The organism is Bradyrhizobium sp. BEA-2-5 (assembly GCF_032918025.1).
Classification (GTDB): domain Bacteria; phylum Pseudomonadota; class Alphaproteobacteria; order Rhizobiales; family Xanthobacteraceae; genus Bradyrhizobium; species Bradyrhizobium pachyrhizi.
Genome location: NZ_CP136629.1, coordinates 1,826,244 through 1,851,193, shown reverse-complemented (window position 1 = coordinate 1,851,193; position 24,950 = coordinate 1,826,244). Strand labels below are relative to the sequence as shown.

Here is a 24,950-nt window from a genome sequence, read left to right as displayed (position 1 = left end):
AAGGTGCTGGAGCGTGAGGAGAGTAACCTCTCTAGCGAGCGTGCTGGCCCTTGCTGGTCGGCAACGGGCATTTGGTGCAGACCCTGTCGTCGCACATCCGGCAGATCGTGAAGCGATCCATCTCGGATGTGTCCTGCCTTGCCAGCAGCTCATGGATCAGCGTCGCAAGCTGCTTCCGTTCGGCGGCTGACAGCACGTCCAGCAGCGACGTCACGGCTGAAATCCGCGACGCCAACAATTCGTTCCGGGACGCGGCGCCTGACGCCGTCAGGTGCAACGCGACCTCGCGGCCGTCTTTGCCCGGACGGCGTTCGACAAGCCGATCCGAAACCAGCCGATCCACCAGGCGGACCGTTCCGGAGTGTGACAGGCCAAGAATCCGCCTCAGCTTGTCGTTGGTCATGCCCTGACCATAGCCGATGACGATGAGCGCCGCGGGCGTTTCGCCGCCACGGCCGACGACCTCGCGCGCGCCTTGCTCGATACGATCCATGACGGCGAGCGACAGCGCGCCCAGCAGATTGGCGATTCCGTTTTCCATGCCGGGAATAATATGTGCGCTGCGCACAAAAAACAACTTGACCATATATGTGCGCTACGCACATATTTAACCGGGAGAGCAACGACGACATGAATGGAGAGCAGCGATGACGACCCGAAGCACCGCACTGGCAACGCCTGACGCCGCCGGCAGCGAACCCGCCCTGAAATACGTGCAGGCCAACGGCGTGCGATTTGCCTATCTCGAACAGGGCAGCGGACCACTCGTCATGTTCATGCATGGCTTTCCCGACAACGCCTGGTCGTACCGAAAGCAGCTGCAGGTGTTCGCGGATGCCGGCTATCGCGCGGTCGCGCCGTTCCTGCGTGGCTATGCGCCGACCGAGATTCCCGCCGACGGCATTTTCGATCCGATCGCGCTCGGAAAGGATCTCGAAGCATTGATCGCGGCGCTGAGCGACGACGGACAGGCGCGCGTCGTCGGCATGGATTGGGGCGGCACGTCGACCTTCCAGGCGCTTGCCACGGCGCCATCGGCGATCAAGGCCGCCGTGGTGATGAACACCGCGCACCCCGTCACGTTCTCAAGCATCAGGAAGGATCCCGACGCCGTTCGATCGCTGTTCCATTTCTATTACTTCCAGCTCCCCGGCGCCGACTCGTCGGTCAATGTCGAGGGACTGCCGTTCGTCGATTATCTCTGGCAGCTGTGGTCGCCGGCGTTCAAGGACGACGCGCATCTCCGCTCGATCAAAGAGACGCTGTCGTCTCCCGGCACCATGACGGCGGCGCTCAAATATTATGGCGGCCTGTTCCACGCGGGACGCGAGCGCTGGCTGCCAATGAACGAGATGCATACGCCGACGCTGACCATCTATGGCAGCAACGATCCGACGGCCAGATATGCGGCGAAGGAAGAGCCGTTCTTCAAGGGCCCCTATCGACGCATCGTCCTGACCGATGTCGGCCACTTCCCGCACCTCGAGCGTGAGGCCGAGGTCACAGGTCTGATCATGGACTGGTTCACAACGCACGCCGCCGACTGAACGGACGCCGCCACCTGCGGCCGCGTCAGCCACCATCTTTCGAATTCTCTGACCAGGAGTGCGCGCAATGGACGCCACGACACAGCAGCACTACGCCGAAGCGTTTCACCTACTTCACAAGCGGGGCGATCCGCTTGTCCTGTTCAACGCCTGGGACGTCGCCACCGCCAAGGCGATCGCGAAAACCTCGCCGGCGGTGGCGACCAGCAGCGGGGCGGTCGCGGCCGCACTCGGCTACGCCGACGGCGAAAATGCCCCGCTCGACATCGTGGAAAGCCTGGTCTCGCGGATGACCGCGTCGGTGCCGGTTCCGGTGTCGATCGATCTGGAGGCGGGATATGGCGACACTCCGGATGCCGCCGCGCATTCGGCGGCGAGGATCCTGAAGGCCGGCGCGATCGGCATCAACATCGAGGACGGGCTTGTTGGCGGAAAGCGGCAGCTCGTCGCTCCGGAGCAGCATGCCGCGAAGATCAGGGCGGTGCGGGACGCCGCGCAGAAACTCGGCGTTCACCTCTTCATCAATGCGCGAACCGATCCGTTTCTGCTGAAGTTCGGCTCGCCCGAGCAATGCCTGAATGAGGCGGCGAGACGTGCGAAGGTCTATGCCGATGCGGGCGCCGATGGAATTTTTGTGCCGGGGCTCACCGAGCTTGCGCTGATCGAGAGATTCGTTCAACTGACGCCCCTGCCCGTCAACATCATGGTGACGCAAGGCGTGCCCGAAATCGGCGAGCTCGCCCGCGCGGGTGTTCGCAGGGTGAGCCTTGGACCATGGCCCATGATGGCGGCAATGCGTGTCATCGGACAGGCGGCCGCCGCGTTCGCCACGAGCAAGCAATACGGCGCGTTTCTACAGCCCAACAGTTGAGCCCGTGAGCGCATGCGATGCCACGGTCCGGCCGGACCATTCGGTCCGTGCCGGCCGGACTACCAGGTTCATGAGCGAATGGCTCATTCGATCACTTCGTCTGCGCCGCTGACGACTGAAGGAGAGAACTCGTGGCCGAGCAGTTTGGCGGTCTTCAAGTTGATGACGAACTCGACCTTGGTGACCAGCTGGACCGGAAGATCAGCAGGCTTCTCACCTTTCAGAACCCGGCCGGCGTAGATGCCGGCGCGTCGATGCGACTGCACGAAATCTCCGCCATAGCTCATCAAGCCTCCGGCTGTCGGGAAATCCCGGGTCTGCGTGACGGCGGGAACACGATACTTCAGTGCGAGATCGGCCAATCGCCGGCTGCGAAATGCAAAATAGGGATCGGAGGTGAAAACAAGCGCGTTTGTCGACTCTCTCGCTACGGAAGAGAATACGGATTCAAACTCCTCTTCCTTGCTTGCCCTCAATATCTGCAGATGGACCCCCAAAGTTTCGGCAGCGGCCTGAAGCCTCTGCAGTTGCGAGCCGGCGGTTGGACTTGTCGGGTTGGTCACGACCCCCAACGTTTTCGTCGCCGGCAGGAGTTCGTGCATCAACTCGAGCCGCTTCGGCGACACGTCGACGCTCAGGCTCGAGATTCCCGTGATGTTGCCTCCCGGCCGCGACAGGCTATCCACCACACCCAGCTGAACGGGGTCGCCGCCCATCTCGAAAACGATTGTCTTGGTGACGCCGGCCGCCTTGGCGGCAAGCGCGACGGGCGCGCCGCCGGGTGCAACCACCACATCGACGTCGCGCGCGATCAATTCGCCGGCCAGTGCAGGTAACTGGGCATATTGCCCATTGGCCCATCGATACTCGATCGCAACGTCGCGGCCCTCGACAAAGCCGGCTTCACGAAGTCCCTGGTGAAAAGCCTTCAGCCGGCTGCCGAACAACTCCGGCGATTCCGGACAAAGATAGCCGATCACAGGCATCGACGGCTTCTGCGCCCGCGAGGATGTGGTCCAAGCCGCGGCGGCGGCCATCAACAACAGGACCTCACGGCGGCTGCCGCGTCCGTGGGATGTGGCTGCACGAGAATGAGCGCAACTCATGCTCTATCGACCCGCTGGCGTTCGCCGTCGGCGGAAGTATATCCCACGATCCGAAACCAGTCGCCAATGGACTGCACCGAACCGCTCCGGCCGGCATCGGCCGACGCACATCAAAAAGATATTCCGAACACCGGAATGGCGTCATCGAAACCCTTGATTTGTCGACTCCCGATATCCTGCAGGGAGCGTTTGCCTCTGACGCTTGCGGCGGTCCCTGCGTCCATCAGGATTTCCCCATCTGCGGCAGATGCGCACAGGCGGGCGGCGAGATTTACGACACTGCCGATGGCCGTGTAATCGAGCCTGTCTTCGTAGCCGATCCGCCCGACCGTCGCCGATCCACTCGCAAGCCCTATTCCAAAGCCAACCTGGTAGCCCCGCGACCGCCAGCCGCCGATCAAGCCCTGCACGCGCTTCTGCATTTCGGTCGCAAGATCGACGGCTCTCAGCGCCGGCTCTTCGACCGGCACGGGTGCGTTCACCAGCACCATCAGCCCGTCTCCCGAGAAGCTGATGAGCGTTGCTTCGAACCGCGCAATGACCCTGCCCAGAACCTCATAATATTCGGACAGCACGCTCATGACTTCCTCGGGGGCGACGCCCGCGGAAAACGCGGTGAACCCGCGCAAGTCACAGAACACAACGACGACGTCAGTGCGGCGGCCGTCCAGCACGCTGTCATCGCCGGCACGGTCGACGAGATCGGCGACTTGAGGCGCGAGAAACCGCTTGAGCTTCGCGATCCGCTCCTGGTGCTGCTGCGCCAGGGCGAGTTCGCCAGCCATCCTGTTGAAGCTGCTTGCCAGACGCTGAAATTCGTCACCGGTCTGGATCGAAATGCGGTGCTCGAACGATCCGGCGCCGATCCGCTCCGTCCCCTCCTCAAGCAGCCTGATCGGCTCGGTCATTCGGTGCGCGAATGCATAGGCGAGCAGCCCAGCAAATACGGTGCTGCCTGCGAGAAGCACTGTGGTCCGTCGCAACGCGGCGTAGATCGGGGCGTAAGCCTCGGAGAGCGGCTGCGCCACCACGACGGTCCAATCGGGACCCGCCACCGGAGCCGCTCTGGCGGCAACCGGACGTCCCTGTCCGTCCCGGCCCGTCGCAAAGCCCGCTCCCGGGCCGATCGCGTCGCGCATGGTGCGAAACGGCTGAGAGGTTGTTTCTTCCAGCCCGCGGAGGACGAGGCTGATGTCGGGATGGGCAATGAGACGGCCCGGCCGGTCCAGCACGAAGGCGAGGCCGGTCTCTCCCACCTTGATCGCCGATACGACATCCCAGATCAGCTTGAGATTGACTTCGGCGATGACTGCGCCGACCGCGGATCGGTTACCCACGAGCGCAATGGTCAAATACGGTTCTGAGCCTCTGTTGTAGCTGACATCGCTGAACCAAACCTGGCGCGCATGGGCGCCGACCAGCGCAGGTTCAGCCGATCGGTCGGTCCGACTTTCAATTCGATTGAGGCCGACCCGTGAGACGTAGAGACGCTCCAACCCATTGTTGTCGATGAGTGTCAGGCTGACGACGGCCGGCGCCTGGCGAAACAGACGCAACGCATCGGTTCGGCGCCCCTCGTCGGCCTCGTCGGTCCAGGGAAGCTGGACCAGCCAGCCAAGCTGGCTTGCAATGTCGGAGATGAAGTTATGGATTTCAGCGGCCGCGGAAGTCGCCTGAACGCCAAGCAACTGGTCCAGCCTTGCGCGCTGATCGCGGTAACCGAACCAGGCTTCGATCGACCCGTTGATCACGAGCGGAAACGCGACGGCCAGAAACAGTGCGAGAAAATACTTTGGGAAGAGGCCGCGAAACCGATCTCGGACAATCATGCCCTGATCCCTGAAAATGCGACGGATATATCGATATGCGAAATGAAGCCTTGAAAATGTAGCCCCGGCGCTGCCGCCAATCGGCATGTTCTAGCATAGAGCGTCGTTTTAGGCCGTAATGGGGCTGTTGTTCGACCCGACCAAAGGACGCAGCCGGCTCCGGCCGCCATTTCGCTTGCGTCGGCCCCTGCAAAACCCTGGCCCTATAAAATTCCGGCATAGCTGGGCGAGCCAGATGCGAAGAGAATAAACCCCTGACCTGGCTTAAAGCCAGCGCTGTGAGGACGCGCCCATGCGCGTCCCGTACCGAGGCCATGATGGACCAGATTGCCGTTCACCAGGACAGCGCGACCAGCCGGGACTGGCCGGTTGCGATCTACCGCACGCTGAAGAGCTTTGGCGTGGCGCAGGTGTCCTACGTTCCCGATGCGGGACATTCCAAGCTGATCAAGCTGTCGCACGCGGATGCCGATATCAAGACCACGGTGCTGACGACAGAGGAAGAGGGCGTGGCGCTTTCGGCCGGCGCCTGGCTCGGCGGCGACCGCGCGGTGCTGCTGATGCAATCGAGCGGCGTCGGCAATTGCATCAACATGCTGTCGCTGATGGCGAGCTGCCGTTTCCCGCTGCTCACGCTGGTGACGATGCGCGGCGAATGGGCCGAGTTCAATCCCTGGCAGATCCCGATGGGCCGGGCGACGCCGCAGGCGTTCGAGATCATGGGCACCACCGTGCTGCGGCTGGAGAACCCCGATGACGCCGAGGAGGTGATCTCGGCCGCCGCCTCGCTCGCCTATGACGGCGACCAGCAGGTCGCGGTGCTGATCTCGCAGCGGATGATCGGCCGCAAGAAGTGGACCAAGGAGACGCACTGATGTCGGCATCAACAGGCACTCTCGATCGCCGCGCCGCCGTGAAGGCGCTGCTCGCCGAGCGCGGCGATTTGCTCGTGATCTCCGGGCTCGGCTCCTCCTCCTACGACGTGTTCGACGCCGGCGAGCATCCCGGCAATTTCTATCTGTGGGGCGCGATGGGCGGCGCGGCGATGGTCGGGCTCGGCCTTGCGCTGGCGCAGCCGAAGCGCCCGGTGCTCGTGATCACCGGCGACGGCGAGCAGCTGATGGGGATCGGCAGCCTGCTGACGATCGCGACCAAGCAGCCCGGCAATCTCTCGATCGCGGTGCTCGACAACGGCCATTTCGGCGAGACCGGCATGCAGCCGAGTCACTCCGGCCTCGGCGCCAGGCTCGAAGTGATCGCCGATGGCGCGGGCATCGGCAATGTCTGTGAGATCGCCGACATGGCCGGCATCGAGAAATTCCGCACCAGCCTGCGCGATCTCGGCGGCGGCCCGCGGCTGGCGCGGATCCGGATCGCGGCCGGCGAGGTCGAGCGCGCGCTGCCGCCGCGCGACGGCACCTACCTGAAGAACCGCTTCCGCGGCCATCTCGGCTTCAAGGTGAGCTGATGCGAAGCCGCGCTCAGGCGAGCTGGATATCCCAGAGCCCCTCGGCGCGCAGCGCGGCGACCTCGTCGCGCAACAGCTTCGCGATCAGCGTCATCGCGTTGGAGCCGGGATGCTCGACCGGCGAAGCCAGGGTCAGCTCGCGCCGCGGCGCCGGCCGCGCGATGGCGGCGGTCTCGAGCCGGCCCTCCGCCACCTCGGCGCGCACCGAGGACGGCGGCAGCAAGGTATATCCGAGCCCCTCCTCGACCAGGCTGGTCAGCACGCGAAACGAATCCGCCTCGAGCTTGACGTCGAGATCGATCTTCTTCTTGGCCGCGGCATGTTCGAGCAGCGCACGGAGGCCGTGCGAATGACTTGGCAGCACCAGGCGCTGGCGCATCAGCCAGCCGAAGTCGACCTGCTTCTTCGGCTTCAGCCCGCAGCCGCGCGGCCCGACCGCGACGATGTTGTCGCGCCCCAGGCTCTGGACATTGAGATGCAGATCGGCGGACCGGCCGTAGAGGATGGCGAGGTCCATCTCGCCGCGATGCAGCCATTCGACCAGATGGCCGCTGTAGCTCTCGACGATGCGCAGCGAGATGCCGGGATAGCGCTCCACCGTGCGCCGCGCCAGCCGCGCCGACAGCACGCAGCTCACCGTCGGCACCAGCCCGAGCACGACGCGCCCGGACGGTGCGCCGCCGGCGGACTGGATGTCGTCGCGGATCTGGTCGATCTGCCGCACGATGCCGGAGGTGCGCGCCAGCAGCAGCCGGCCGGCCTCGGTCAGCACCATGCCGCGGCCGTTGCGGGTGAAGAGTTCAATGCGCAGCTCGTGTTCCAGCAGCTTGATCTGCCTGGAGAGCGCCGGCTGCGCCACGCGCAACGTGTCGGACGCCTTGGAGAGGCTGCCGAGCTCCGCCACGCAACTGAAGGTCCTGAGCTGCCGGAAATCCATGCTTGCCAATCCTGGAAGGCTACTTCATACGCTATAACAAATGAGCATAGGGGGTTTACCGGGGCCCCACAACAGCGAGCGATTTGCCCGCAACCAGAGCCATTTCCGTTCCCCGCTTCGCTCGAACACGCTCTGGCGCAACCTCTCGGCAAGACGAAACAATGACCGCACACGATCAACACATCGACGACCATTCCGACATTCGCGAGGCCGTCGCCAAGCTGTGCGCGCAGTTTCCCGGCGAATACTGGCGCAAGCTCGATCGCGAGATGGCCTATCCCAAGGCGTTCGTCGATGCGCTGACCGAGGCCGGCTATCTCTCGGTGCTGATCCCCGAGGAATATGGCGGCGCCGGCCTGAAGCTTTCTGCGGCCGCCGCGATCCTCGAGGAGATCCAGCGCGCGGGCTGCAACGGCGGCGGCTGCCACGCCCAGATGTACACGATGGGCACGGTGCTGCGGCACGGCAATGCCGAGCAGAAGGCGAAGTACCTGCCGAAGATCGCCAGCGGCGAGCTGCGCCTGCAAGCCTTCGGTGTCACCGAGCCGACCAGCGGCACCGACACCTCCTCGCTGAAGACCTTCGCGCGCAAGGACGGCAACGACAGCTATATCGTCAACGGCCAGAAGATCTGGACCAGCCGCGCCGAGCATTCCGATCTGATGATTCTGCTGGCGCGCACCACGCCGAAGGATCAGGTCAAGAAGCGCACCGACGGCCTGTCGGTGTTCATCGTCGACATGCGGGAGGCCAAGAACAACGGTCTCGAGATCCGCCCGATCCGCACCATGATGAACCACGCCACCACGGAAGTGTTCTTCACCGACATGAAGGTGCCGGCCGAGAATCTGATCGGCGAGGAAGGCAAGGGCTTTCGCTACATCCTCTCCGGCATGAATGCCGAGCGCATCCTGATCGCGGCCGAATGCGTCGGCGACGCCAAATGGTTCATCGCCAAGGCCACCAACTACGCCAAGGAGCGCAGCGTTTTCGGCCGGCCGATCGGCCAGAACCAGGGCATCCAGTTCCCGATCGCCAAGGCCTACGCCTCGATGCGGGCGGCCGAGCTGATGGTGAAGGAGGCCACGCGCAAATACGAGGCCGGCCTCGACTGCGGCGCGGAGGCCAACATGGCCAAGATGCTGGCGGCCGATGCGTCCTGGGAAGCGGCCAATGCCTGCATCCAGACTCATGGCGGCTTCGGCTTCGCCGAGGAATACGACGTCGAGCGCAAGTTCCGCGAGACGCGGCTCTACCAGGTGGCACCGATCTCGACCAACCTCGTGCTGTCCTTCGTCGCCGAGCACGTGCTCGGCATGCCTCGCTCGTACTGAGTTTCTTGATCATGCTGCCGCTTGAGGGATTGACCGTCATCGCCGTCGAGCAGGCGGTCGCGGCGCCGTTCTGTTCCTCGCGCCTGGCCGATGCCGGCGCCGAGGTGATCAAGATCGAGCGGCCCGAAGGCGATTTCGCACGGGGCTATGATGCGGCGGCCAAGGGCCAGAGCAGCTATTTCGTCTGGCTCAACCGCGGCAAGCAGTCGGTGGTGGTCGACCTTGCAACGAAAGAAGGTTGCGCCGAACTGGAGAAGCTGATCGCCAGCGCCGACGTGCTGATCCAGAACCTCAAGCCGGGCTCGATGGACAAGCTCGGCTTCTCGCGCGAGCGGCTGTTGAAGGACTATCCGAAGCTGATCTCGTGCACCATCACCGGCTACGGCGACGACGGCCCCTATGCGCATCGCAAGGCCTATGATCTGCTGATCCAGGCCGAGAGCGGGCTTGCCTCGATCACCGGCAATCCCGACGGCGCCTCGCGCGTCGGCATGTCGATTGTGGACGTGGCGACCGGCGCCACCGCCCATGCGGCGATCCTGGAAGCGCTGATCGCGCGCGGGCGCACCGGCAAGGGCGCCGATATCCGCATCTCCATGTTCGACGTGATGGCGGACTGGTGCACCGTGCCCCTGCTCAACTCCGAAGCCGGAAACCCGCCCAAGCGGATGGGCCTGCGCCATCCCTCGATCGCGCCCTATGGCGTGTTCACCTCCAAGGACGGCAAGGACATTTTGATCTCGATCCAGAGCGAGCGCGAGTGGAAGACGCTGTGCGCCAAGGTGCTGGACCAGCCCGATCTGCCGGCCGATCCGCGCGTTGCCAACATGGTCGAGCGGGTGCGCAACCGGGTGCTGACCGACGGAATCGTCAGCGACAGCTTCGGCAAATTGACGCGCGAGGAGCTGCTGGCGAAGCTTGCCGAGGCCGGCATCGCCTTTGCCGAGGTCAACACCATGGCCGATCTCGCCAAGCATCCGCATCTGCGTCGCATCGAGGTCGACACGCCGAACGGCCGTGTCAGCTATCCCGCTCCGGCCGCGATCGTGGTCGGCGAGGACAGGCACTACGGCAAGGTGCCCGCGATCGGCGAGCGCACCAGACGTTCCTGAAATCCCTCCTGCCCGGGCAACACAATCATGAGCGACAAACTCGACCTCGATCATCTCCGCCAATGGATCGGCAAGACCACGGAGGCCTCCGACGTCGTCACCAAATATCTCGTGATGGGCTTGCGCGCAACGCTGTTCCAGGAGGTCGGCGAACCCAAGAAAGGCGACGCCGCGCCGTTCACGGTGCATTGGTGCCTGGCGCAGCCGGTGTTTCCGATGTCGATGCTCGGGCCCGACGGCCACCCGACCCGCGGCGGCTTCCTGCCGCCGGTGCCGCTGCCGCGCCGGATGTGGGCCGGTGGCGAGATCGAATTCCTCGACAGCCTGCGCATCGGAGATGAGGCCAAACGCACCTCGAAGATCGTCGACGTCACGGTGAAATCAGGCTCGACCGGCACGCTGTGCTTCGTCTCGGTCGATCACGAGGTGACGACCCCGCGCGGCCTTGCCGTGCGCGAGCGGCAGGACATCGTCTATCGCGAGATGACGAGCAGCGCGCCGGCGAGCACCAAGGCTCCGCCTCCGCCGCCGAAGGCGCAGCACCGAGAGACGCACGTGTCCGATCCCGTGCTGCTGTTCCGCTACTCCGCGCTGACTTTCAACGGCCACCGCATCCATTACGACCGCGATTACGTCACCAAGGTCGAGGGTTATCCGGGCCTGATCTTCCACGGACCACTGCAGGCGGCGCTGATCATCGAGATGGCGGCGAAGCTGCACGGCGGCAAGGCGCCGAAGAAGTTTACCTATCGCGGCCTGCAGCCGCTGTTCGAGGGCAGCGAGTTCTCGGTCAATGCCAATGAGACCGCTGATGGCATGGAGCTGTGGACCGCGAACGCGGAGGGGCAGCCGACGATGAAGGGCACGGCGACCTGGTAACGCGCGAGCACGACGCGCGTCATAATGCGAGAGAGTAAAGAGGCGCTTTCATCGGCGCCTCGTATTCCTTATTGTGATCGCGTTCATCCCTGGATCGCAGATCATGAGTCGCTTCTGGAGTTCGGTCGTCCACAATCTGTCGCCATACGTGCCCGGCGAGCAGCCGAAGATCGACGGCCTCATCAAGCTCAATACCAACGAAAATCCCTACCCGCCGTCGCCGCGCGCGGTGGCGGCGATCACGGCGACCACGGATCGCCTGCGGCTCTATCCGGACCCGCGCGCAACCGCGCTGCGTGAGGCGATCGCGAGGCGCTACGGCGTCACGGCGGACGAGGTGTTCGTCGGCAACGGCTCGGACGAGGTGCTGGCCCACGCTTTCCCGGCGCTGCTGAAGCACGATGCGCCGCTGCTGTTTCCCGACATCACCTACAGCTTCTACCCGGTCTATTGCCGCCTCTATGGCGTCAGCTACGAGACCGTGCCGCTCGACGCAGCGATGCAGGTGAACCTTTCCGACTACCGGCGGCCCGGCAGCGCCATCCTGCTGTGCAATCCGAACGCACCGACCGGCACCGCGCTGCCGCGCGCCGCGATCGAGGCGCTGCTCGCCGAGCATCCCGACCGGCTGGTAGTGGTCGATGAGGCCTATGTCGACTTCGGCGCCGAGAGCGCCGTGCCGCTGGTCGCGCACCACGACAATCTGCTCGTGATCCAGACGCTCTCCAAATCGCGCGCGCTGGCCGGTTTGCGGATCGGCTTCGCCATCGGCCAGCGCCCGCTGATCGAGGCGCTGGAGCGGGTCAAGGACAGCTTCAACTCCTATCCGCTGGACTGCTTCGCGCTCGCAGGCGCGGTCGCGTCCATCGAGGACGAGGCGTGGTTCGAGGAGACGCGGCAACGCATCATCAGGAGCAGAGAGGCGCTGGTCCGTGGCCTCATTGAGCTGGACTTCGAGGTCCTGCCGTCGCAGGCGAATTTCGTGTTCGCCCGCCATCCCAGCCATCGCGGCGCCGATCTCGCCGCGCGGTTGCGCGAGCGCGGCGTGCTGGTGCGGCATTTTCAGAAGCCGCGGATCGAGGACTTTCTGCGCATCACGGTCGGCACGGACGATGAGTGCGGCCGCCTGATCGGCCTGCTGCGCGGCATGGTCTGATAGCCGTTCACAAGCGACGCAACTTGCGATCGATGGCTCCAACCTGCATAGTGACCGTGCGGCAAGATGCACGGTTCTCCGGGAAGGAGCGGTCATGCGATTTGCGATCGGCGACGCCACAGTCGACGTCATCGTCGACGACGACGATTTCGGCCTTCCGCTCGCCGAATTCCTGCCCGGCTACGATCGCGACTTGATCGAAGCGCATCGTGCCACGCTGGAGCCGGTGTTCATCGACCTCGCCCGGGGCGTCGCGAAACACGCGATCCAGAGTTTTGTGGTGCGAACCGGCGGCCGAACGCTGCTGATCGACGCTTGCATCGGCGAGCACAAGGACATCCCCGAGATTCCGGCATGGCATCGGCGGCGCGGCAGCGGCTTCCTCGATCGGTTGCGCGCGTGCGGCGTCGACCCGGCCGGCATCGACGTCGTATTCTGCACCCATCTGCATGTCGATCATGTCGGCTGGAATACCCGCCAGGACAACGGCCGCTGGCAGCTGACCTTTCCCAACGCGCGGTATCTGTTCGGCCGCCGCGAGCTTGCCGACTGGATGACGCAGCATGATGCCGGGTGTGCCCCGCCGATCCATGCCCGCGCCCTGGAGCAGAGCGTCATACCGATCGTCGAGGCAGGCCGTGTCGATCTGGTCAACGATGGCCATCAGTTGGGACCGGGCCTGCGGCTGGTCCCGCTGCCGGGCCACACCAGCGGCCAGATGGGGCTGATGGTGGACTACGCACAACATCGCGCGATCTTTTGCGGTGATGCCGTGCACAATCCGGTGCAGGTCTTCCAGCCCGATCTGTCGACATCATCCTGTGCCGACCCACAGCTTGCGCGCGAGACGCGGATGAAGATCCTGGCGGAAGCCGCGGACAGCGGCCGTCTCGTCATACCGGCCCACTTCCGCGGCCCGCGCTGTGCTCATATTCGTCGAGACGGCGGTGGCTACGCGCCGGTGTTCGACGCGCGGCATGGGTAAGATGCAACACCCGGAGCCACAGCTCACCGGGTGAAAGCCGGGTGTATCATCCGGCCCCTTGGAACCGAATGCCGGCCTGCGCGTTCCCCGCCCTGACGGAGGACGCCATGCTTAGAGATGAACAGGTCGCGGTTCTCTGCGACATCGCCCAATCCATTGCCTTCGCCGACGACGTGCAAGGCGAGGTCGACCGGCTCATCAGGGAGGGGTACGTCGCCAAGGACGGCGACCTCTACGAGCTGACGCCGAAAGCCGAGAAGGTTTTGTCCGAGCGCGGTGCCAGCCTCAAGGCGTAACGCTGCCTACCAGGCCGGCATACATCACGTCCCGGCAACCTTGACGCCGAGCGCGGCGGTCTGTTCGCGAAACTGCGCGATCGATCGCGCCGCCATGACGGATACTCCTGTTTAATCGCTCACTCCGGCAGCGGTTTGCCCGCCTGTTCACGCACGATGTAGTCGGCGTACCAGTCGGGCCAGTTCACATCATGGCCGCCGGTCCGCTTCTCGTGATCGCCATGGGCTGCGGCTGCGCGGCGCAGCGCGGCGGCGAGATCGGCCGATGAAGCGAAAGTTGTGCTGTTTCCGTCGACGCGACCGGGCAGACGCTGCGTGACTTGCTGGAGCAGCCAGACATTGCCGTCGGGATCGTTGAAGGTGGCGAGCGAACCGTAGCTCGGCCGCTCCGGATCGGGTCCCTTGACGCGGCCCGCCGCCCCGCGATGAAACACCTCGCTGACATCGACGCCACGCGCGATCAGATCGGCACGCGCCGCCTCGATGTCGCTCACGATCAGGAAGCGCGGCAGCGCGGATCCCTTGTCGAGATGGAGCGAGGTCGGCGAGCCCGGCGGCGTCAGTTGCAGCGCCCGGGATCCGTCCGCCCTGACGAAATCGGCGTCGAGCCGCCAGCCGAGATTTTCATAGAAGCGCTTGGCGCGGTCGACATCGGACACCGGAATCACCACGACCTCGAGCTTCATGTCGATACTCGGTTTCTTGCCTTCGGTACTCATGGCGCGCTCCTTGAAATGTGAGGGACCGGGCCGGAAACGCCCGTTGCACCCACATTGACGATAGTCCATATTGCTATGAAAATCATAGCAACAATGCCGGATGAAGAAAACGTGATGGCAAGGCCAAAGGGCAACCCTGCTGACCAAACGCTGTGTCCGGTGGCGCGCGCCGAAACCGTGGTGGGCGACCGCTGGACCGTACTGGTGCTGCGCGAGCTGTTCGCCCGCAACCATCGTTTCGAGGAGATTCAGGCCCATACCGGCGCGACCCCGCAGATGCTCACCGCGCGGCTGAAGAAGCTCGAGGCGGACGGACTGATGACGCGGCGCGTCTACAACAAGCGGCCGCTGCGCCACGAATATCATCTGACGGAGAAGGGCGCGGCGTTCTTCCCCGTCATGTTCGCGCTGCGCGCCTGGGGCGAGACCTGGTGCAAGTCACCCAGGGACGGTCTTTCCATGAACTATACGCATCTCAGCTGTCGCAAGCCGGCGGGGCTCGGTCCGATCTGCCAGTCGTGCGGCAAACCGCTGCATTGGGCGGACATGGTCGCGGAGCGAACGCCCAAATATCAGAAAGAGCGCGATGCGCGCTGGGAGGCCTTTAAGGCGGCCCGCTGAACGCACCGACGCCGCCGGCGCAAGCGAACAATGCCCATTTGCACTGTCGCACATCCCGATCACGCGGGGCCGAGCCCCGCATCACACAGGAGACCACCATGCCATTCGTTCGCATCGATCTGAAGCGCGGCAAGTCCGCCGAATATCGCAAAACCCTTGGCGAGATCGTCTACAAGGCGATGCGCGACGTAATCAACGTGCCCGAGAACGACAAGTTTCAGGTCATCACCGAGCACGACCGCGGCGATCTGAACTACGCCGACAACTATCTCGGCAACACCTACAGCGACGACCTCATCTTCATCCAGATCACCATGAATGCCGGGCGCACCGTCGAGATGAAGAAGGCGTTCTACAAGCGGATCGTGGACGACTATCAGAGCCAGCTGCAGGGACGGCCGGACGATGTTGTCATCAACCTCGTCGAGGTCGCCAAGGAGAACTGGTCGTTCGGCCACGGCATCGCCCAATACGCGAGCTGAACGCAGAACAGGAATGCGCCGGACGGACGGCCGCCTGCCCGGCGGCTTGCGGTCCGCAGCTTGCGCCCGGCGTTGCCGGCACGCATAGTGCCGCCCGTGCACGAACAACAACAAGCAGGGAGGCAACCATGAGGACGATCGCAGCCGCGCTGTGCGCGCTCACGCTGATCGCAACCGGTGCGCAGGCTCAGACGCTCAAGGACTTCATGGCTGTTGTCATGAAGAAATGGACCGCGCCGTTCGAACCGTTCCAGCTCATCGACAATATCTACTACGTGGGCACTGACGGGATCGCGGTCTACGTCATCAAAACGTCGCAAGGGCTGATCCTGATGGACACGGCGATGCAGCAGTCGACCGGCATGATCAAGGACAACATCGCCAAGGTCGGCTTCAAGGAGGGCGACATCAAGATCATCCTCAACACCCACGCCCATCTCGACCACACCGGCGGCTTTGCCGAGATCAAGAAGGAGACCGGCGCGCAACTGATCGCCGGCGAGCGTGACAAGCCGCTACTCGAGGGCGGCTATTATCCGGGCGACGAGAACAACACCGATCTTGCCTTTACGCCGGTGAAGGTCGATCGCACCGTCAAGGAAGGCGACAAGGTGACGCTCGGCGACACCACGCTGACCGCGCACACCACCCCCGGCCATTCGCCCGGCTGCACCAGCTGGGAGATCACGGTCAAGGATGGCAGCCAGGCGCGCAACGTGCTGTTCTTCTGCAGCGGAACGGTAGCGCTGAACCGGCTGGTCGGCCGTCCGACCTATCCTGGTATCGTCGACGACTACCGCTCGACCTTCACCAAGGTCAAGGCGATGAAGGTCGACGTGCTGCTCGGGCCGCATCCGGAGGTCTACGACATGCAGGCCAGGCGGGCGCAGATGAAGGACGGCGCGCCGAACCCGTTCGTCAAGCCGGGCGAAAATGCCACCTACGTGGCCGGGCTGGAGCAGGATTTCGACAAGCAGCTCGCCAAGCAGACCGCCGCGCTGCAGAAGGCCAACTAGCCGCAATTTGCAGCCGTTGCCGCAGCAACTATGGGCCCAGCGGCTTGACATCGTCAGGCAATCCATCGACAGGTGGATTGCCTTTCCGCTTTTGCCGCCCGCAATGACGGAACGTAACAAGACAGAAATGGGAGCCGCCCGATGTCGTCGCGCAAACCCGCCGCCAGCAAAGGCAAGACCGTCACCGTCAAGGACGCCACCTTCGGCCTGCTTCGCGCATGGGGCATCAAGAAGGTGTTCGGCAATCCCGGCTCGACCGAGCTGCCGTTCCTGAGCGACTGGCCCGACGACATCGACTATGTGCTGGCGCTGCAGGAGGCGTCCGCGGTCGGCATGGCCGACGGCTATGCGCAGGCGACGCGCAATGCCGGCTTCGTCAATCTGCATTCGGCGGCCGGCGTCGGCAATGCGCTCGGCAATATCTACACCGCGCATCGCAACCAGACGCCGCTGGTGATCACCGCGGGCCAGCAGGCGCGTTCGATCCTGCCGCTGCAGGCGTTCCTCTATGCCGAGCGCGCGTCGGAATTCCCGCGGCCTTACGTCAAATACAGCGTCGAGCCGGCCCGGCCCGAGGACGTGCCGGCCGCGATCGCGCGGGCCTATTATACCGCGATGCAGCCGCCATGCGGGCCGACCTTCGTGTCGATCCCGATCGACGATTGGACGCATGCGACGCAGCCGCTCGACGCGCGCCAGGTCAGCCGCGAGATCGGGCCCGACCTGTCGGCGATGCAGGCATTGGTGGCCGCGCTCGGCGAGGCCAAGCGCCCTGCCCTCGTCGTCGGCCCCGGCGTCGACCGCGCCGGCGCGGTGGACCTGATGGTGCGCGTCGCCGAGAAAGCGAAAGCCAGCGTCTGGGTCAGCCCGTTCTCGGCGCGCTGCTCATTCCCCGAGCGTCATCCGCAATTTGCCGGCTTCCTGCACGCTTCGCCCGCGCAGCTCTCCGACGCACTGCGCGAGCACGATCTCGTCGTCGTCATCGGCGCGCCGGTGTTCACCTTCCATGTCGAGGGCCATGCCGCGATCTTCGATGGCGGGACGACGATCTTCCAGATCACCGATGATCCGGATGCCGCCGCCGTGACGCCGGTCGGCACCAGCATCATCGCGACGATGAAGCCGGCGCTGACCATGCTGCTCGAGTTGCTGCCGGAGAGCAAGCGCGCGGCGCCGACCGGCCGTGTCCTGCCGCCGGCGCCGGCCACCGGCGACCCGATCCCCGCCGAATATGCGTTGCACGCGCTCTCGGCCGCGATGGGGCCGCATGATGCGCTGATCGAGGAAATACCGTCCCACCGTCCGCTGATGCAGAAGTTCATGCCGATGCGCGGCCAGGACAGTTTCTACACCATGTCGAGCGGCGGGCTCGGCTACTCCCTGCCCGCCGCCGTCGGCATGGCGCTGGGCAAGCCGAGCAGCCGCACCGTCTGCCTGATCGGCGACGGCTCGGCGATGTATTCGATCCAGGCGCTGTGGACCGCGGCGCAGCGAAAGCTGCCGCTCACCGTCGTCGTCATCAACAATTCCGGCTACGGCGCGATGCGCTCGTTCAGCCAGGTGATGCAGGTGAGGAATGTGCCGGGCCTCGATTTGCCCGGCATCGATTTCGTCAAGCTCGCCGAAGGCATGGGCTGCGACGCCTTGCGGGTGACGAAGTCGGCCGAGCTCGCAAGCGCCTACACGCGCGCGCTGTCGCATCAGGGCACCAGCCTGATCGAGGTGATGGTGGATTCCGCGGTGCCGCTGCTTTACACACAGAAGGCGTGAGCAAGGGTCCGTAGGATGGTGGAGCGAAGCGATACCCATCGTTCTGCCCGCGGATAGGATTTGGTGGGTTTCGCTTCGCTCTACCCATCCTGCAAGAGTGCGTGTTGCTGCTCCAGCGCCGCCGCTGACGGCGTCGGCACCTCGCAGCCGGTTGCGCAGCAGCGTCCTGGCTGCTTCGAGACCCGTTGTCGCTGGTCGACAAGGCCGCGGCCGAGCAAATTCTCGACCAGTTCGGCCTTCTCCATCACCGGATAGTTGCGCCAGATCTCGCGCTTCATCGCCTCCGGTGAGCCGCCGCCGTGCAACGAGATCACCGAATACCAGCCGGCTTCGTGCGAGACGGTGAGGTCCTCGATCAGCCGCGCCACCTCGGCGCGCTGCTCGGCCGGGATATCGGGACGTCCGCCCATGACAGCGGCAAGCGAGGCGCGCGTTTCCGGATTGTGATCCTCGTCGGGACCCGGCAGCGCGACGATCAGCCCGCCGGAGACGTAGTGCGCGACGCGGTGCATGTCGTAGATCCTGGTCGCGAGCAGCAGCTTGCCGATGTTGGAGAACACCGCATCCGGCATCACCGAGCCCGCCGGATCCTTCGTGCAGTAGACCGAGGAGGCGACGCCGCAGGCGTAAAAGCTTTCGGTGATGGTGATGAGCTCGACCATCGCCTCGCGGATATGCGCGTGCTTCTCGGCATCGAGCCCGTTGGCCTCGATCATCAGCGCGCCGGCGCCGATCAAGAGATCGCCGAAGCCGGCGCGGGCGCCGATGCAGGAATGCCGGTGATGCGTGGCGTAGGACGTCGTCAGGAAACCGCCCTCCTCGGTCTCGCCGGCGAGGAACACCCGATCATGCGGCACGAACACGTCGTCGAACATCACGACGCCGACCGACTGGCCGTACTTGGCGGAGAATTTCGCCGCGGTATCACCGGGCCGGCCGGCCGGACGCGCGACGATGGTGACACCGGGCGCATCGACCGGCACGGCGCAACAGACCGCAAAATCCTTGTCGGCAGGCACATGGGTGCGGCACGGCATGACAAGGAATTCGTGCATGTAAGGTGCGCCGGTCACGATCGCCTTGGTGCCGCGGATCACGATGCCGTCGGGCCGGCGTTCCTTGATATGGACGTAGACGTCCGCATTGGCCTGCAGGCCGGGACGCTTCGAGCGGTCGCCCTTCGCATCAGTCATGGCGATGCCGAGCGTCAGATCCTGGTCCTGCACCTCGTGCAGATAGTTGAGGAAGCGCTGGCTGTAATCGGTGCCGTGGCGATCGTCGGTCAGCCTGGTCGCCTGATAGAGACCGTTCAGCGCATCATGGGTCAGGTAGCGCTGCGCGCAGCCCGACGTCCTGCACACCAGCCGCACCGCCTCGAGCTTGTCGAGCAGGTCCTGCGAGCTCCGATTGATGTGGAGCATGCGGTTGACGGTCTTGCCCGAGGTGCCCTGCCGCGCCGTCATGATCGGCACATGCTCGGGTTGCAGCGCGAAATCATAGGTTACGCCGACGCCCGCCACGCCCGGCGCCAGCAACGGCTCGTCCGCGACGCTCGCAACGGCCGCGCCGTTGACGAACACACGCGGCTTATAGCGGCGCAGGGATTCCCGGTAGTCCGCAGCCGTCATCAGCATGGCGCTTCTCCCTTGCTCATTTATTCTAACACTGTTAAATTATCTAACGCTGTTAGAATTGAGTCAAGAACGGATTCGCCTGAACATGCAGATGCGCGAGAGCAGGAAGGAAGCGGTCAGCCGCCACAAGCGGGAGCTGATCCTCGACGCGGCGCGCAGCGTGTTCGCGGAGGAAGGCCTCGAGGGCGCGAGCCTGCGGGCGATCGCGACGCGGGCCGGCTACACGCCGGCGGCGCTGTACTTCCATTTCGATTCCAAGGAAGCGATCTACGCCGAGGTGCTGCGGCAATCGCTGGCTTCGCTCGGCGAAGCCGTCAGTGCGGCAGTCGCGACGACGCGCGGCGCCAGGCAGAAGCTGCACGCCGCAGGCATGAGCTTCTTCCGCTATTACGCGGACAACCCGCGCGACCTCGATCTCGGCTTCTATTTGTTCCGCGGCGGCATGAAGCCGGCCGGGCTCGGCCATGACCGCGATCACGCGCTGAACGCCGCGCTGGAGGCGGCGTTGCATCCGATCGCCGAAGCTGCAGAGGCGCTCGGCGCCTCCAGGTCGAAGGCGAACACGGTGATGGTGGACTGCTTCGCGCATGCGACCGGCCTCCTGCTGCTGTTGCACACCGGCCGCATCAGGATGTTCGGCGCCTCGGCACCCGATTTGATGGATGCCTATCTGCGCGACAAGATCGCGCAGATCGCAAAGGATTGAGGCCGCCTCAGTTGCGCGGGCGATATCGTAGCCCGGATGAAGCGCAGCGAAATCCAGGATTCACGCGCGCACGTTCGACCCGGATTACGCTTCGCTCATCCGGGCTACGGGACCTCACTTCCCGAACTCTTCCCGCATCTTCGCCTGGATCTTGGCCATGCCGCCGATCCAGCGGTCGTAGTTCTCGGTCTTCTTGCGCATGTAGCCGAGCACCTGGGGGTGCGGCAGGATCAGGAACGTTTCCTGCTCGAGGCCGGCGAGCACGTCTTTCGCCACTTGCTCCGGCGTCAGGTCGCCGTCGCCGGATTGCGGGCCCTTGGGGATCGAGCGCAGCATGTTGGTGTCGACGCCCTGCGGGCAGAGGATCGAGACCTTGATGTTGTGCGCCTTGTGCGAAATCGCGAGATTTTCGGCAAAGCCCACCGCGGCGTGCTTGGTCGTCGAATAAGCGGGGCTCCCAACCTGCGACAGCAGGCCTGCGGCCGAGATGGTGTTGAGGAAATAGCCGCCGCCGCGTGCCTTCATGCGTGGAACGAGATGCCGCGCCGCGTAGACGTGCGCCATGACGTGGATCGCCCAGCTGCGCTGCCAGGGTTCATCCGAGGCGCCGCCGGCATTTTCCGACATCGGATCGAAACCGCCGCCGATGCCGGCATTGGAGCAGAACAGCTCGATCGGCCCGAACATGCGCTCGGTCTCGTCGATCACATGCAGAATGTTCTTCTCCTGCCCGACGTCGCATTTGAAGGCGGCACCGCCGACCGTTGCCGCGACCTTCTCGGCCGCGCCATGATCGAGGTCGACGACCACGACCTTCGACGCGCCCACGGCATGGAATGCCTCGCACAGCGCCTTGCCGATGCCATTGCCACCGCCGGTGACCACCACAACCTTACCTGCCACCTGCATGGCCATCCTCCCGATATCTTGATTTCAGCGCATGATCCGGAAAGCCGGTCTCATGTTCAAACAGAGGGATCATGATATCCCATCTTTTGCCGATGCATGATCTTTTCGCGAGGCCGGCCCGGCCCTGTGCGTAACGCCGGCGGACCGCTCAGCTCGCCAGCACGACGTCGAACACGGCCGTGTAGTGGCAGGCGGCCCCGAGCAGCACGAAGCAGTGCCAGATCGCGTTCTGGAAGCGCAGCCGCCGCCAGGAGTGGAAGATCACGCCCAGGCTGTAGAGGATGCCGCCGGCCAGCACGAAGCCGAGCGCCATCGCCGGCAGCGCCTTCACGACGCGGTCGTAGAGCATCATGCCGCTCCAGCCCATCGCGAGGTAGATGCCGACCGAGACGCGGTCGAACCGGCCGGGATAGAGAAGCTTCAACACGATGCCGAGGATTGCCACGCACCAGACCCCGACCAGCAGCGCGATCGCGAAGGTGCTGTCCTTCACCTCCAGGATGAACGGCGTGTAGGTCGCCGCGATCAGCAGATAGATCGCCGAATGGTCGAACCGGCGCAGCAGCCATTTGGCCGGTGAGACCGGCCAGAGATTATAGGTCGCCGACAGCACCAGCATCGAGAGCAGGCCGGCGACGTAGATCGAGACGACGGCGATGTCGAACGGACCGGCATAGACCGCGGTCAAGACGATCAGCGCGGTGGCGGCCACCAGCCCGAAAGCGACGCCGACCAGATGAACGACGCCGTCGGCGATCAGCTCGGCACGGTCGTAGTTCCACAGCGCGGCGCCGGCCGCGTGGATCGAGGTCGAGGCAAGTTGCTTGAGGCGGAAGACCGTCATGCAGGCTTTCCCGTAGGCCGATGGACGATGGGGAGCGCGGGCGGTGTGACGCGTTCAATTCCCGTGCCCCCGACAATCCCCTCGCCTGCAAAGGCGCCGGAAATGTGAAGCTTGATTTTGGCCCGATAATCGCCACCTTGCGGGTGATCGCCCGCCCCTTTTGGTCCCTCCTGCCGGGTTTATCGTTAACCCTCCATGCCCCCCAGCTTCACTGATATCGTCGAGGAAGCCCGTCTCTCGGCAAGGGCGCTGATCGACTATGGCGAGCACTTCTTCAACCCGACGGTGCGGCTCGGCGTCACCGGGCTGTCACGGGCGGGTAAGACCGTATTCATCACCGCCCTGATCCACGGCCTGACGCGCGGCGGCCGGTTTCCGGTGTTCGAAGCCTATGCCTCCGGCCGCATCGCGCGCGCCTATCTCGCCCCGCAGCCTGACGATGCGGTGCCGCGCTTCGCCTACGAGAACCATGTCCGGACATTGGTCGAGGAGCGGCACTGGCCGAGCTCGACCACCGACATCTCCGAACTCAGACTCGTGATCGAGTACCAGCGCCCGAACGGCGCGGACCGCATGTTGACGCTCGACATCGTCGACTATCCCGGCGAATGGCTGCTCGATCTGCCTCTGCTCCAGAAAAGCTATGAGCAATGGTCGGCGGAAAGCCTGGCGCTGTCGCGTGAGACACCCCGGGCACATCTCGCGGCGGACTGGCATGCGCATCTCGCAACGCTCAAGCCAGAGGGCAAGGAGGACGAGCAGGCCGCGCTCACCGAAGCACGCCTCTTCACCGATTATCTGCGCGCGTGCCGCGAGGAACGCTTCGCGATGAGCCTCCTGCCGCCCGGACGTTTCCTGATGCCCGGCAATCTTGCAGGCTCGCCCGCGCTGACCTTTGCGCCGCTCGATCTGCCCGCTGGCGGCGGCGCGCCCGACGGCTCATTCTGGGCGATGATGGTGCGGCGCTACGAGGCCTACAAGGATGTCGTGGTGCGGCCGTTCTTCCGCGATCATTTTGCGCGGCTCGATCGCCAGATCGTGCTGGCGGATGCACTGGCCGCATTCAACTCGGGCCCCGAGGCGCTGCACGATCTCGAAGCCGCGCTTGCCGGCATTCTCGGCTGCTTCAACATCGGCCGCAGCACCTTCCTCTCCAGCCTGTTCCGGCCGCGCATCGACCGCATCCTGTTTGCGGCGACCAAGGCGGACCATCTGCATCATTCCAGCCACGACCGGCTCGAGGCCGTGCTGCGGCGGATCGTGGCCAAGGCCGCCGAGCGCGCCGAATATGCCGGCGCCGACATCGACGTCGTCGCGCTCGCCGCGGTGCGCGCCACGCGCGAGGCGCAGGTCCAGCGCGGGCGCGACCGGCTGCCGTCGATCCTCGGCACGCCGGCGCCGGGCGAGGTCGCCAATGGCGAGCCGCTTGACGGCGAGACGGAAGTTGCGACCTTTCCGGGCGACCTGCCCGACAATCCGGAGGAGCTGTTCAACGGCGGTTTCCGCGGTCTCTCAAGCTCGGACACAGAGGCCGCGGACTTCCGCTTCCTGCGCTTCCGCCCGCCCAAGCTCGAACGCGAGGGCAACGACGAGCCCGCACTGCCACACATCCGCCTCGACCGTGCCCTGCAGTTCCTGATCGGAGACAAGCTGCAATGAACGAGAAGACGCCCCCGCGGCGGCCGGCGACGTTCAAGCTCGACGATCCCGGCGTGGTCGTGATGGATCCGGACGACGGCGGCCGCCTCACCCGCGGCACGATCCAGATCGTGCCCGAGGCCGAGCCCGCGCAGCTCCCGGTGCCGGTTGATACGCCGCTGGTGCCGACGCGCCGCGGCTTCCGCTGGGGCACACTGTTCTGGAGCGCGGTCGCCGGCCTCGTGGTGCTCGGCACCGGACTTGGCGTCATCAATCTGGTCGAGGACCTGTTCGCGCGCAATGAAGGCCTCGGCTTCCTCGGGCTCGCGCTCGCGGTCGTCGCCGCGGTGGCGCTCGCGGTCGTAACCACGCGCGAGCTCGTCGGCCTGGCAAGGCTTGCGACGATCGAGAAGCTGCATCTGCGCGCCGCCGAGGTGCTGATCAGCGACGACCGGGCCGCGAGCCGCGCGATCGTTGCCGATTTGCTCAAGCTCGCGCACCAGACCCCGCAGCTCGCCCGCGCCCGCAGCGCGCTGCAGAGCCACACCGACGACATCATCGACGGCGCCGATATGATCCGCCTCGCCGAACGCGAGCTGATGACGCCGCTCGACGAGGAGGCGCGACGGCTGGTATCGACCGCCGCGCAACGCGTCTCGGTCGTCACCGCGGTCAGCCCGCGCGCGCTGTTCGACGTGCTGTTCGTGTTCGTGGCGAGCTTGCGGATGATCCGCCAACTGGCGCGGCTCTATGGCGGTCGCCCGGGCGCGCTCGGCATGATCCGCCTGCTCCGTCACGTCATCGCCCATCTCGCCATCACCGGCGGCATGGCCGCGAGCGACAGCCTGGTGCAGCAGATGCTCGGCCATGGCATCGCGGCGAAGCTGTCGCAACGCCTCGGCGAAGGCATGCTCAACGGCCTGTTGACCGCCCGGCTCGGCCTCGCCGCGATCGACGTCACCCGCCCGCTTCCCTTCAACGCCCTGCCGCGCCCGGCGCTGACGGATCTCGCGAAGGACCTGATCCGCAAGCGCGAGGAAGAGGAATGAGGTGCTTGCCTCGCCCCGCTTGCGGGGAGAGGCCGGAATTTG

General features: G+C 65.0%; 25 protein-coding genes. 17 read left to right on the top strand and 8 right to left on the bottom strand.

The genetic code is table 11. The annotated features are described in order from the left end of the window. Positions 1-31: 31 nt before the first annotated feature. A complete protein-coding gene (locus tag RX327_RS08560; protein ID WP_244482533.1) occupies positions 32-586 on the bottom strand; it encodes a MarR family winged helix-turn-helix transcriptional regulator in 555 nt (184 codons plus the stop codon). 61 nt (positions 587-647) lie between these two features. Here RX327_RS08560 and RX327_RS08555 point away from each other — a divergent pair, with 61 nt between their 5' ends. After that, a complete protein-coding gene (locus RX327_RS08555) occupies positions 648-1,547 on the top strand; it encodes an alpha/beta hydrolase (protein ID WP_317250032.1) in 900 nt (299 codons plus the stop codon). Between the two features lie 67 nt (positions 1,548-1,614). After that, positions 1,615-2,418, top strand: coding sequence for an isocitrate lyase/phosphoenolpyruvate mutase family protein (locus tag RX327_RS08550; RefSeq protein ID WP_050386894.1), 804 nt, complete (start codon positions 1,615-1,617; stop codon positions 2,416-2,418). 83 nt (positions 2,419-2,501) lie between these two features. Here RX327_RS08550 and RX327_RS08545 read toward each other — a convergent pair whose 3' ends face one another. Both RX327_RS08545 and RX327_RS08540 read right to left on the bottom strand, forming a co-directional pair. Then, positions 2,502-3,455 carry an ABC transporter substrate-binding protein gene (locus RX327_RS08545; protein ID WP_050386893.1) on the bottom strand — a complete coding sequence of 318 codons (954 nt, stop codon included), beginning with the start codon at positions 3,453-3,455 and terminating at the stop codon, positions 2,502-2,504. A gap of 179 nt (positions 3,456-3,634) precedes the next feature. Then, a complete protein-coding gene (locus tag RX327_RS08540) occupies positions 3,635-5,353 on the bottom strand; it encodes an adenylate/guanylate cyclase domain-containing protein (RefSeq protein ID WP_050386892.1) in 1,719 nt (572 codons plus the stop codon). A gap of 314 nt (positions 5,354-5,667) precedes the next feature. On the opposite strand from RX327_RS08540, the gene RX327_RS08535 reads away from it, so the two are divergent. Together RX327_RS08535 and RX327_RS08530 are read left to right on the top strand one after the other, a co-directional pair. Continuing rightward, positions 5,668-6,228 (top strand): thiamine pyrophosphate-binding protein, encoded by a 561-nt coding sequence (locus RX327_RS08535; RefSeq protein WP_317250031.1) that lies wholly within the window; start codon positions 5,668-5,670, stop codon positions 6,226-6,228. Continuing rightward, positions 6,228-6,821 (top strand): thiamine pyrophosphate-dependent enzyme, encoded by a 594-nt coding sequence (locus RX327_RS08530; RefSeq protein WP_050386891.1) that lies wholly within the window; start codon positions 6,228-6,230, stop codon positions 6,819-6,821. Before RX327_RS08535 ends, RX327_RS08530 begins: the two co-directional genes overlap by 1 nt. A 13-nt stretch (positions 6,822-6,834) precedes the next feature. Here the strand turns inward: RX327_RS08530 and RX327_RS08525 are convergent, their stop codons facing one another. Next, the gene (locus tag RX327_RS08525; protein WP_317250030.1) at positions 6,835-7,758 is read right to left on the bottom strand and encodes a LysR substrate-binding domain-containing protein; all 924 of its coding nucleotides are present in this window, start codon (positions 7,756-7,758) and stop codon (positions 6,835-6,837) included. Positions 7,759-7,919: 161 nt separating this feature from the next. On the opposite strand from RX327_RS08525, the gene RX327_RS08520 reads away from it, so the two are divergent. From RX327_RS08520 to RX327_RS08495, 6 genes are all read left to right on the top strand, one after another. Beyond that, positions 7,920-9,092, top strand: coding sequence for an acyl-CoA dehydrogenase family protein (locus RX327_RS08520; protein WP_317250029.1), 1,173 nt, complete (start codon positions 7,920-7,922; stop codon positions 9,090-9,092). Between the two features lie 11 nt (positions 9,093-9,103). After that, entirely contained in the window at positions 9,104-10,204 is a 1,101-nt protein-coding gene (locus tag RX327_RS08515; protein WP_317250028.1) for a CaiB/BaiF CoA-transferase family protein, read from the top strand. 27 nt (positions 10,205-10,231) lie between these two features. Beyond that, positions 10,232-11,083: a MaoC family dehydratase N-terminal domain-containing protein gene (locus RX327_RS08510; protein WP_317250027.1), complete on the top strand. Its 852-nt coding sequence runs from the start codon at positions 10,232-10,234 to the stop codon at positions 11,081-11,083. A 103-nt stretch (positions 11,084-11,186) separates the two neighbouring features. Further along, entirely contained in the window at positions 11,187-12,239 is a 1,053-nt protein-coding gene (gene hisC / locus RX327_RS08505) for a histidinol-phosphate transaminase (RefSeq protein WP_317250026.1), read from the top strand. A gap of 94 nt (positions 12,240-12,333) precedes the next feature. After that, the gene (locus RX327_RS08500) at positions 12,334-13,224 is read left to right on the top strand and encodes an MBL fold metallo-hydrolase (protein WP_317250025.1); all 891 of its coding nucleotides are present in this window, start codon (positions 12,334-12,336) and stop codon (positions 13,222-13,224) included. A 107-nt stretch (positions 13,225-13,331) separates the two neighbouring features. Then, entirely contained in the window at positions 13,332-13,520 is a 189-nt protein-coding gene (locus RX327_RS08495; RefSeq protein ID WP_028334959.1) for a hypothetical protein, read from the top strand. Between the two features lie 119 nt (positions 13,521-13,639). Here RX327_RS08495 and RX327_RS08490 read toward each other — a convergent pair whose 3' ends face one another. After that, the gene (locus RX327_RS08490) at positions 13,640-14,239 is read right to left on the bottom strand and encodes a VOC family protein (protein ID WP_050386885.1); all 600 of its coding nucleotides are present in this window, start codon (positions 14,237-14,239) and stop codon (positions 13,640-13,642) included. A gap of 114 nt (positions 14,240-14,353) precedes the next feature. Here RX327_RS08490 and RX327_RS08485 point away from each other — a divergent pair, with 114 nt between their 5' ends. From RX327_RS08485 to mdlC, 4 genes are all read left to right on the top strand, one after another. After that, entirely contained in the window at positions 14,354-14,860 is a 507-nt protein-coding gene (locus RX327_RS08485; RefSeq protein WP_050386911.1) for a winged helix-turn-helix transcriptional regulator, read from the top strand. 98 nt (positions 14,861-14,958) lie between these two features. Then, positions 14,959-15,342, top strand: a complete 384-nt coding sequence (locus RX327_RS08480) for a tautomerase family protein (RefSeq protein WP_050386884.1) — start codon at positions 14,959-14,961, stop codon at positions 15,340-15,342. 128 nt (positions 15,343-15,470) lie between these two features. Continuing rightward, the gene (gene blaBJP / locus RX327_RS08475) at positions 15,471-16,358 is read left to right on the top strand and encodes a BJP family subclass B3 metallo-beta-lactamase (protein WP_317250024.1); all 888 of its coding nucleotides are present in this window, start codon (positions 15,471-15,473) and stop codon (positions 16,356-16,358) included. Positions 16,359-16,499: 141 nt separating this feature from the next. Then, complete coding sequence (gene mdlC, locus RX327_RS08470) at positions 16,500-18,128, top strand: benzoylformate decarboxylase (protein WP_317250023.1); 1,629 nt, start codon at positions 16,500-16,502, stop codon at positions 18,126-18,128. Positions 18,129-18,208: 80 nt separating this feature from the next. Here mdlC and RX327_RS08465 read toward each other — a convergent pair whose 3' ends face one another. Next, the gene (locus RX327_RS08465) at positions 18,209-19,762 is read right to left on the bottom strand and encodes a 4-hydroxyphenylacetate 3-hydroxylase family protein (protein WP_050386881.1); all 1,554 of its coding nucleotides are present in this window, start codon (positions 19,760-19,762) and stop codon (positions 18,209-18,211) included. 91 nt (positions 19,763-19,853) lie between these two features. Here RX327_RS08465 and RX327_RS08460 point away from each other — a divergent pair, with 91 nt between their 5' ends. Next, positions 19,854-20,468 (top strand): helix-turn-helix domain-containing protein, encoded by a 615-nt coding sequence (locus RX327_RS08460; RefSeq protein WP_317250022.1) that lies wholly within the window; start codon positions 19,854-19,856, stop codon positions 20,466-20,468. A gap of 114 nt (positions 20,469-20,582) precedes the next feature. Here RX327_RS08460 and RX327_RS08455 read toward each other — a convergent pair whose 3' ends face one another. Both RX327_RS08455 and trhA read right to left on the bottom strand, forming a co-directional pair. Continuing rightward, positions 20,583-21,377 (bottom strand): SDR family oxidoreductase, encoded by a 795-nt coding sequence (locus tag RX327_RS08455; RefSeq protein ID WP_317250021.1) that lies wholly within the window; start codon positions 21,375-21,377, stop codon positions 20,583-20,585. Positions 21,378-21,525: 148 nt separating this feature from the next. Beyond that, positions 21,526-22,221 (bottom strand): PAQR family membrane homeostasis protein TrhA, encoded by a 696-nt coding sequence (gene trhA, locus RX327_RS08450; protein WP_317250020.1) that lies wholly within the window; start codon positions 22,219-22,221, stop codon positions 21,526-21,528. 195 nt (positions 22,222-22,416) lie between these two features. Here trhA and RX327_RS08445 point away from each other — a divergent pair, with 195 nt between their 5' ends. Together RX327_RS08445 and RX327_RS08440 are read left to right on the top strand one after the other, a co-directional pair. Further along, positions 22,417-23,880, top strand: a complete 1,464-nt coding sequence (locus RX327_RS08445; RefSeq protein WP_317250019.1) for a YcjX family protein — start codon at positions 22,417-22,419, stop codon at positions 23,878-23,880. After that, the gene (locus RX327_RS08440; protein WP_317250018.1) at positions 23,877-24,908 is read left to right on the top strand and encodes a TIGR01620 family protein; all 1,032 of its coding nucleotides are present in this window, start codon (positions 23,877-23,879) and stop codon (positions 24,906-24,908) included. The genes RX327_RS08445 and RX327_RS08440 overlap by 4 nt, the downstream gene beginning before the upstream one ends. Positions 24,909-24,950 lie beyond the last annotated feature (42 nt).

Excerpts from the sequence above, each read along its gene's own strand:
- RX327_RS08445 (WP_317250019.1), top strand. The coding sequence starts at position 22,417 with ATGCCCCCCAGCTTCACTGATATCGTCGAGGAAGCCCGTCTCTCGGCA.
- RX327_RS08510 (WP_317250027.1), top strand. The coding sequence starts at position 10,232 with ATGAGCGACAAACTCGACCTCGATCATCTCCGCCAATGGATCGGCAAG.
- hisC (WP_317250026.1), top strand. The coding sequence starts at position 11,187 with ATGAGTCGCTTCTGGAGTTCGGTCGTCCACAATCTGTCGCCATACGTG.
- RX327_RS08515 (WP_317250028.1), top strand. The coding sequence starts at position 9,104 with ATGCTGCCGCTTGAGGGATTGACCGTCATCGCCGTCGAGCAGGCGGTC.
- RX327_RS08480 (WP_050386884.1), top strand. The coding sequence starts at position 14,959 with ATGCCATTCGTTCGCATCGATCTGAAGCGCGGCAAGTCCGCCGAATAT.
- RX327_RS08530 (WP_050386891.1), top strand. The coding sequence starts at position 6,228 with ATGTCGGCATCAACAGGCACTCTCGATCGCCGCGCCGCCGTGAAGGCG.
- RX327_RS08500 (WP_317250025.1), top strand. The coding sequence starts at position 12,334 with ATGCGATTTGCGATCGGCGACGCCACAGTCGACGTCATCGTCGACGAC.
- RX327_RS08550 (WP_050386894.1), top strand. The coding sequence starts at position 1,615 with ATGGACGCCACGACACAGCAGCACTACGCCGAAGCGTTTCACCTACTT.
- blaBJP (WP_317250024.1), top strand. The coding sequence starts at position 15,471 with ATGAGGACGATCGCAGCCGCGCTGTGCGCGCTCACGCTGATCGCAACC.
- trhA (WP_317250020.1), bottom strand. The coding sequence starts at position 22,221 with ATGACGGTCTTCCGCCTCAAGCAACTTGCCTCGACCTCGATCCACGCG.
- RX327_RS08440 (WP_317250018.1), top strand. The coding sequence starts at position 23,877 with ATGAACGAGAAGACGCCCCCGCGGCGGCCGGCGACGTTCAAGCTCGAC.
- mdlC (WP_317250023.1), top strand. The coding sequence starts at position 16,500 with ATGTCGTCGCGCAAACCCGCCGCCAGCAAAGGCAAGACCGTCACCGTC.
- RX327_RS08560 (WP_244482533.1), bottom strand. The coding sequence starts at position 586 with ATGGTCAAGTTGTTTTTTGTGCGCAGCGCACATATTATTCCCGGCATG.
- RX327_RS08545 (WP_050386893.1), bottom strand. The coding sequence starts at position 3,455 with ATGGCCGCCGCCGCGGCTTGGACCACATCCTCGCGGGCGCAGAAGCCG.
- RX327_RS08460 (WP_317250022.1), top strand. The coding sequence starts at position 19,854 with ATGCGCGAGAGCAGGAAGGAAGCGGTCAGCCGCCACAAGCGGGAGCTG.
- RX327_RS08495 (WP_028334959.1), top strand. The coding sequence starts at position 13,332 with ATGCTTAGAGATGAACAGGTCGCGGTTCTCTGCGACATCGCCCAATCC.
- RX327_RS08455 (WP_317250021.1), bottom strand. The coding sequence starts at position 21,377 with ATGCAGGTGGCAGGTAAGGTTGTGGTGGTCACCGGCGGTGGCAATGGC.
- RX327_RS08490 (WP_050386885.1), bottom strand. The coding sequence starts at position 14,239 with ATGAGTACCGAAGGCAAGAAACCGAGTATCGACATGAAGCTCGAGGTC.
- RX327_RS08485 (WP_050386911.1), top strand. The coding sequence starts at position 14,354 with ATGGCAAGGCCAAAGGGCAACCCTGCTGACCAAACGCTGTGTCCGGTG.
- RX327_RS08525 (WP_317250030.1), bottom strand. The coding sequence starts at position 7,758 with ATGGATTTCCGGCAGCTCAGGACCTTCAGTTGCGTGGCGGAGCTCGGC.
- RX327_RS08520 (WP_317250029.1), top strand. The coding sequence starts at position 7,920 with ATGACCGCACACGATCAACACATCGACGACCATTCCGACATTCGCGAG.
- RX327_RS08555 (WP_317250032.1), top strand. The coding sequence starts at position 648 with ATGACGACCCGAAGCACCGCACTGGCAACGCCTGACGCCGCCGGCAGC.
- RX327_RS08535 (WP_317250031.1), top strand. The coding sequence starts at position 5,668 with ATGATGGACCAGATTGCCGTTCACCAGGACAGCGCGACCAGCCGGGAC.
- RX327_RS08465 (WP_050386881.1), bottom strand. The coding sequence starts at position 19,762 with ATGCTGATGACGGCTGCGGACTACCGGGAATCCCTGCGCCGCTATAAG.
- RX327_RS08540 (WP_050386892.1), bottom strand. The coding sequence starts at position 5,353 with ATGATTGTCCGAGATCGGTTTCGCGGCCTCTTCCCAAAGTATTTTCTC.